This window comes from Achromobacter spanius (genome assembly GCF_039673305.1).
Lineage (GTDB): Bacteria > Pseudomonadota > Gammaproteobacteria > Burkholderiales > Burkholderiaceae_B > Achromobacter > Achromobacter spanius_F.
Window position 1 is genome coordinate 1 of record NZ_JBDJLJ010000108.1, and the last position, 5,842, is coordinate 5,842.

At 69.3% G+C, this 5,842-nt stretch carries 5 protein-coding genes; 3 read left to right on the forward strand and 2 right to left on the reverse strand.

All coding sequences use genetic code 11. The annotated features are described in order from the left end of the window. The coding region (locus tag ABE485_RS30880) for a hypothetical protein (RefSeq protein WP_346519063.1) at window positions 1–417 on the forward strand (417 nt) is incomplete at its 5' end. Window positions 418–478: 61 nt separating this feature from the next. Here the strand turns inward: ABE485_RS30880 and ABE485_RS30885 are convergent. After that, window positions 479–1,393: an EAL domain-containing protein gene (locus tag ABE485_RS30885; protein ID WP_346519064.1), complete on the reverse strand. Its 915-nt coding sequence runs from the start codon at window positions 1,391–1,393 to the stop codon at window positions 479–481. A gap of 295 nt (window positions 1,394–1,688) precedes the next feature. Between ABE485_RS30885 and ABE485_RS30890 the strand changes: the two genes are divergently transcribed. Both ABE485_RS30890 and ABE485_RS30895 read left to right on the forward strand, forming a co-directional pair. After that, on the forward strand, window positions 1,689–3,773 hold the full coding sequence (locus ABE485_RS30890) for an FUSC family protein (RefSeq protein ID WP_346519066.1): 2,085 nt from the start codon (window positions 1,689–1,691) through the stop codon (window positions 3,771–3,773). A 115-nt stretch (window positions 3,774–3,888) separates the two neighbouring features. Then, window positions 3,889–4,725, forward strand: a complete 837-nt coding sequence (locus ABE485_RS30895; protein ID WP_346519067.1) for a universal stress protein — start codon at window positions 3,889–3,891, stop codon at window positions 4,723–4,725. Between the two features lie 53 nt (window positions 4,726–4,778). On the opposite strand, the gene ABE485_RS30900 is transcribed toward ABE485_RS30895, so the two are convergent. Continuing rightward, window positions 4,779–5,735 carry a 2-hydroxyacid dehydrogenase gene (locus tag ABE485_RS30900; RefSeq protein ID WP_346519065.1) on the reverse strand — a complete coding sequence of 319 codons (957 nt, stop codon included), beginning with the start codon at window positions 5,733–5,735 and terminating at the stop codon, window positions 4,779–4,781. Between the last annotated feature and the right edge of the window lie 107 nt (window positions 5,736–5,842).

Consider the following 5,842-nt stretch of genomic DNA (forward strand, 5'->3'; position numbering starts at 1 on the left):
GCTCTCTGCCTTTCGGCCTTCCCGCGGCGCTTCACCAAACATCTGCCCCGGCCGCTTCACGTTTGGGACGCGGCGGGGGCCGCCAAGGAATGCTCACGGAACGCGCGCTCGGGGCGCGCATCCCGTGCCGGCAGCGGATCAGCGCTGGGTCTTGTTTTGCTGGCCAGGCGTCTGGCCCGGCTGATTGCGGTCTTTCTCCATTTGCTGGCCGGACTGGCCAGGCTGCTGGCCCGGCGACTGTCCGCGGTCCTTCGGGTTTTCCTGGGACTGTTGCTTTTGCGGCTGCTTTTGCTGGTCGGGTTGGTTCTGATTGGCCATTACAAGTCTCCTAAATGGCGGAATTATTCCGCCCGGATTGGAGAGCAACTGGCGTGCCCGGCGGCGCGGCCACGGGCGCGCGGGCGAGTCAATATTTGAGGGACGGACGATGCCTGGGGAAATTCCGCGCCGTCGGTAAAAACTGCGCTCGAGGCGGCGGTTACAGGAGGGCGGTATGGCGCACGGGACGACCCACTTCCGCGGCATCCTGCGCCCCGGCATCGAAGGCATCCAGCCACGAGGACGCATAGGCGGCGGGCGCGGCCAGCGGTTCGCCGCCATCGCGCTGCGTGCGCAGGCGCATCATGATTTCGTCCAGCGGCATGGGCCGGCCCAGCGAAAAGCCCTGGCCATACCGGCAGCCCGCGGCGCGCAGCGCCGGGATGTCGGCCACGTTCTCCACGCCTTCGGCCACGACGCGCCAGCCCAATCGCGTGGCAAGTTCCGCGGCGGTGCGCAGGACTTCGAACGCCACGGCGCTGCGCCGCATGCGCGTGACGAAGTACTGGTCGATCTTCACTTCGGACAAGGGGATTGCCGACAGCAGCTTCAATGACGCATGGCCCGTGCCGAAGTCGTCCAGGCTGACTTCGCAGCCGGCGTCTTCCAGCCGCAGCAGCGACGCCCGCAAGACATCCAGGTCCCGGATGGGCTGGTCTTCGGTCAGTTCCACCCGCACCAGCGACGGCGGCAGCTCTGCCGCGCGCACGCGCTCGAGCAGGAAATCCACCGACCTGGCTTCGGACAGCGTGGTGGCCGGCGCATTGATCGCCAAGGGGACGGCGACGCCCGCGCGCCGCATCGTCAGCAGCGCGTCGATGACCCGCACGCATACGCGTTCGAAGAGAATGCCGTCCAGTCCCAGGCGGTTCACCGCCGGGATGAATTCGGCCGGCATCACGATGCCCAACCGCGGATGCTGCCATCGCGCCAACGCTTCGGCGGAAACGATCTTGCCCGTAAGCAGATCCACCTGCGGCTGCAGGAGCACGCGCAGGCCATCCCGGCCCGTGATCATCGCGGTGATTTCCGCGTCGCTCACGACGGGGGTGCGGCAAGTCTCTGAAGTCGTCATGGCTTGCTCCTGGGGCGCCTCGAAGTCGGGGTCTGCACTGTCCGGGCGCAGCTCGAGGCACGATTGATTCACGCATTCTGCGCCCTCGGCGCGCTAAAGTCACACACATGTAACCATAGGTGTTAAGGTGCGCGGATTCATGTTTGGCGCGCCTTTCCACGCCATGCACGCGGCCCTGCATGAACGTCTTGTCGACATGGTAGGGTTTGCGTCTTTCACCCCCCTGCCCGATCCACCCCTCTGTTCCCTCAGCGTGACAAATCTGCTCTCCCGTTGGCGCGCATCCTTGCGCAATGTGCTGTGGCTCGACGCCCTGCAAGCCGCCGCCATCAGCGCGGCGCCCGTGATCCTGGCCGTGCTGGCGCACGAACCCCGCCTGGGCTGGACCGCCATCGCGGCATTCTGGGCATGCTTTGGCGATCCCGGCGGCCCCCTGCGCCAGCGCGCGGGCTCCATGCTTGCGCTGGGCCTGATCGGCGCGCTGTTCTGCTTCCTGGCCAGCGCCAGCGCGTCGCACCTCTGGCTGCTGCTGCCGCTGACCTTCGTCTGCTGCACCTTCGGCGGGCTGCTGCGCGTGCTCGGCCCGGCCGCCGCCATTGTCGGCACGCTGCTGTCGGCGGGCTTCGTGGTGGCGGCCGAGCTGCCGGCCCCTACCCTGGCCGACAGACTCTCCTACACGCTGTTCTTCCTGGCCGGCGCGGTATGGGCAATTTTGATGACGGCGCTAGTCTGGCGCCGCCGTCCCTGGAAAGACGCGACCCACGCCGTCGCCCATTGCTACCGCGGACTCGCCGACTTTGCCGATGCGCTGGCCCGCATGTACTCGGGCCTGGCGCCCGCGGGCGGACCGCAGGCCTGGACCGCCGTCACCCGCGCCCAGCGCAGCGCGCAGCGCGCGGCGCTGGAGGCCGCGCGCGTCCGCATCCGCGAGGTCCAGGACGCGCGCCCCTCGCGCCGGGCCCGCGCCCATCAGCTGCTCTATCTGCTGGACTGCGCCGAAGACAGCTTCATCGCGCTGGTGGCCGCCGCCGACCTTCTGGAAGCGAACTCCCTGCGGTGGCTCGGCCGCAGTGCCGGCGCGCACCTGTCGCACGCCATGCACCGCTACGCCAGCGTGTGCAACGCCATCGCCAGCACCTCCGACGTCGGCGACCCCAAACAGGCGGAATGCCTGCGCGAGCGGCTGGCGCACTACAGCGCGGGCCTGCACGACCTGCGCGGCGGCGCCATGGCCTACGCGCCGGACCTGGCCACCGTCGTGCCAGTGCTGGATCGCCTGCTGCACACCGCCCAGGCGGTCATGCAGGCGCTGTTCGACCAGGGCGCCGCGCCGGCCGCGCCCGCCCGCAGCGCCGCCGACGCGAGCGTCGCGCGGCAGGCCTGGCGCACGCTGCGCCAGAACCTGCGCTTCGAGTCCGACGCCTTCCGCCACGCCCTGCGCGTGGGGGTGGGCGCGACCATCGCCGTTGCCCTGTCCAAGACCTTTGCCGTCAACCACGGCTACTGGATGTCGCTGACGCTCGTCTTCATCCTGCAGCCCTATTTCGCCACGACCTGGCAGCGCACGTTCGAACGCGTCGTCGGCAGCGTGGCGGGCGCCATCGGCGCATCGCTGCTGGGGCTGCTGCTGAGCACCCCGCTGTCGGTGGCGCTGGCCGTGCTGCTCATCGCGCTGGGCACCTTTGCCGCGCGCACCATCCATTACGCGCTGTTCACGTTCTTCCTGACCTCCCAGTTCGTGCTGGTCAGCCACATCCAGCAGCCCGAGATCTACGAGCCCATGCTGGCAGCGCTGCGCGCCTTCAACAGCGTCCTGGGCGGCATCCTGGCGCTGCTGGTGGGCTTTCTGGTGTGGCCGGAAAAAGAGCCGCGCCAGCTGGCCGGGGCCCTGGCGCGCGCGCTGTCGCGCCATGCCGACTATGCGCTGGCGCTGACCCGGGAAAAGAGCGGCGGCGGCGAACCGGCGCAGGACATCGTGGGGATGCGCCGCCTGGCCTGCCTGTCCGCCGACAACGCCGAAGCTTCGCTGCAGCGCCTGCAGCAAAACCCCGTTCACCGCGACCGCAACGTGGACACGGCGGTGAATCTGCTCAATGCCATGCGCCGCATCACCGCCGCGGGCACCGTGCTGGAGATCCAGCCGGTCCTGCCGCCAGGATCCCCGGCGGCGTCCGCGCTGCGCGACTACGGCACGGTCCTGGCGCATGCGCTGCATCCGCAGGACGGCGCGCCTGCCGCGGATGCGCGCACGCTGGGCGTTCCCGCCGCCATCGCCGCCGCCGAACCGGCGCTGGCCGCGCCGCTGGAACGCATCGCGCAGCAGACACGCACCATCCGCCAGCTGCGCGAGCGCGTGCAGAAGGACGGACCGCCGCCATAGCGCAGGTTTGCGCCACCTCCGCCTAACTGGGGGCAGCTTGACGCGCGTCAATGGGCCTTCCCGGGTAAACGGCAACCATAAGGACATGGAACGCTTTTACCAAGGAGGCCACACCATGTACCGCCGCATTTCCGTCCACCTGGACCATGGATTCGACTGCAAGCGCCGCACTGAACTGGCGCTGGGACTGGCCAGGCGCCACAAGGCCGAACTGGTGGGCATCTACGCCAGCTCCGCGCCGCCGCAGTACTACTACGGCGAATCGGTGATGATGTCCCGCTCGCTGAACGTCATGAAGGAAATCCAGGCGCAGAACCGCGGCGCCGTGCAGAACGCGTTCCTCGAGGCGGCCGCGGCCGCCGATGTGCCGGCCGTCGTCCGGGCGGGCGAATCGTCACCCAGCGCCACGGTCGCCCTGCATGGCCGCGCCAGCGACATGATCATCGTCAGCCAGTACAACCGCGACGACATCGAGGCCGCCCACGAAACCGAATTCGTCGAACAGACCCTGCTGTCGGCGGGCCGGCCCGTGCTGGTGCTGCCTTCCAGCGGCAGCTTCCCGGTCGTGGGCGAACGCGTGATGCTCTGCTGGGACGGCAGCCGCGAGGCCGCCCGCGCCCTGGCCGACGCCGCCCCGCTGTTGCGCGCGGCGTCGCACCTGGTGGTGCTGACCATGGACGAAGGCGCCGCCACCCGCAACGTCGAGGCCATCCCCTTCGAAGACCTGGTCACTTATTGCGTCGCGCAAGGCATGCCGGCGCCCGACCACGTGCGCCGCGACATCAAGGGTGTGGGCGTCGGCAGCACCATCCTCAATGCCGCCGCGGACCACAGCGCCGACCTCATCGTCATGGGCGCCTACGGCCACAGCAAGTTCCGCGAATGGGCGATGGGCGGCGCCACCGCCTCGATCCTGAAAAGCATGACCGTGCCGATCATGTTCTCGCACTGACACGGCCACGGCGGGCGCGCATTCCTTCGGGGATGCGCGCCGCGCCAGCAGGTTCAGGCCACTTCGGCCTGCGCCTCGCGCACCGGCGTCAACACGGGCTTGCCCGCGAAATGCGCCGTCGCGTTATCCAGGAACAGCGCAACCGTGGCGGCCACCGCTTCGGGCGACCTGCCCGCGCTGTGCGGCGTCAGCACCACGTTGTCCAGCTGCTTGAGCGCATCCGGAATCACCGGTTCGCCATCCACCACGTCCAGCCCGGCCCCGGCGATGCGGCGTTCCGCCAGCGCCGCGACCAGGGCTTGCGTGTCCACGACGCTGCCGCGCGCAATGTTGATCAGGTAGCCCTGCGGACCCAGCGCGTCCAGCACGGCGCCATCCACCAGGTGCCGCGTGCCCGCCCCGCCCGGCGTCGCGATCACCAGAAAGTCGGACTCGGCCGCCAGCGCGCGCGGGCTGTCGAAATAGGCGTAGCCCGATTCCGGCCGGGCGCGCCGGTTGTAGTAGCCCACGCGCATGCCAAAACCCAGCGCGCCGCGCCGGGCAATTTCCAGTCCGATGGTGCCCAGCCCCAGGATGCCCAGGCGCTTGCCAGTCACTTGCGGCCCCATGAAACCGCTCCAATGGCCCTGCCGGACCCAGGCGTCGGCCTGCGGCAACCGGCGCGCGGCGCCCAGCAGCAGCGCCATGGCATGGTCGGCCACCGACACCGCATTCGCGCCGGGGCCATTCGTAACCACGATGCCGCGCGTCTGCGCGGCAGCCAGATCGATGTTTTCGTACCCCACCCCCAGCGAGCACACGATACCCAGTTGCGGCAGCGCGGCCATTTCATTGGCGTGAAAGCCCGTCGCGCCGCGCGTCAGCACGGCGCGTATCTCGTGGCCATGCTCCTGGATCGCCAGGGCGCGGGCCTGCGCCGTGGGTGCATAGAGGGGACGGAAACCACGGGCTTCGATGGCGGGCAGATAGTCCTGGACGCTGTCGATCAGAATCAGTAATGGAATGCTCATGTCGGGCTGCGAGGTCAGTAAGGGCTGCAAAAAACCCGCAGATCTTACGCCTGGACGCCCGCGCGCACCATGGCCGCGGCCGGGGCGCGATCACCCCGAGGCAACGC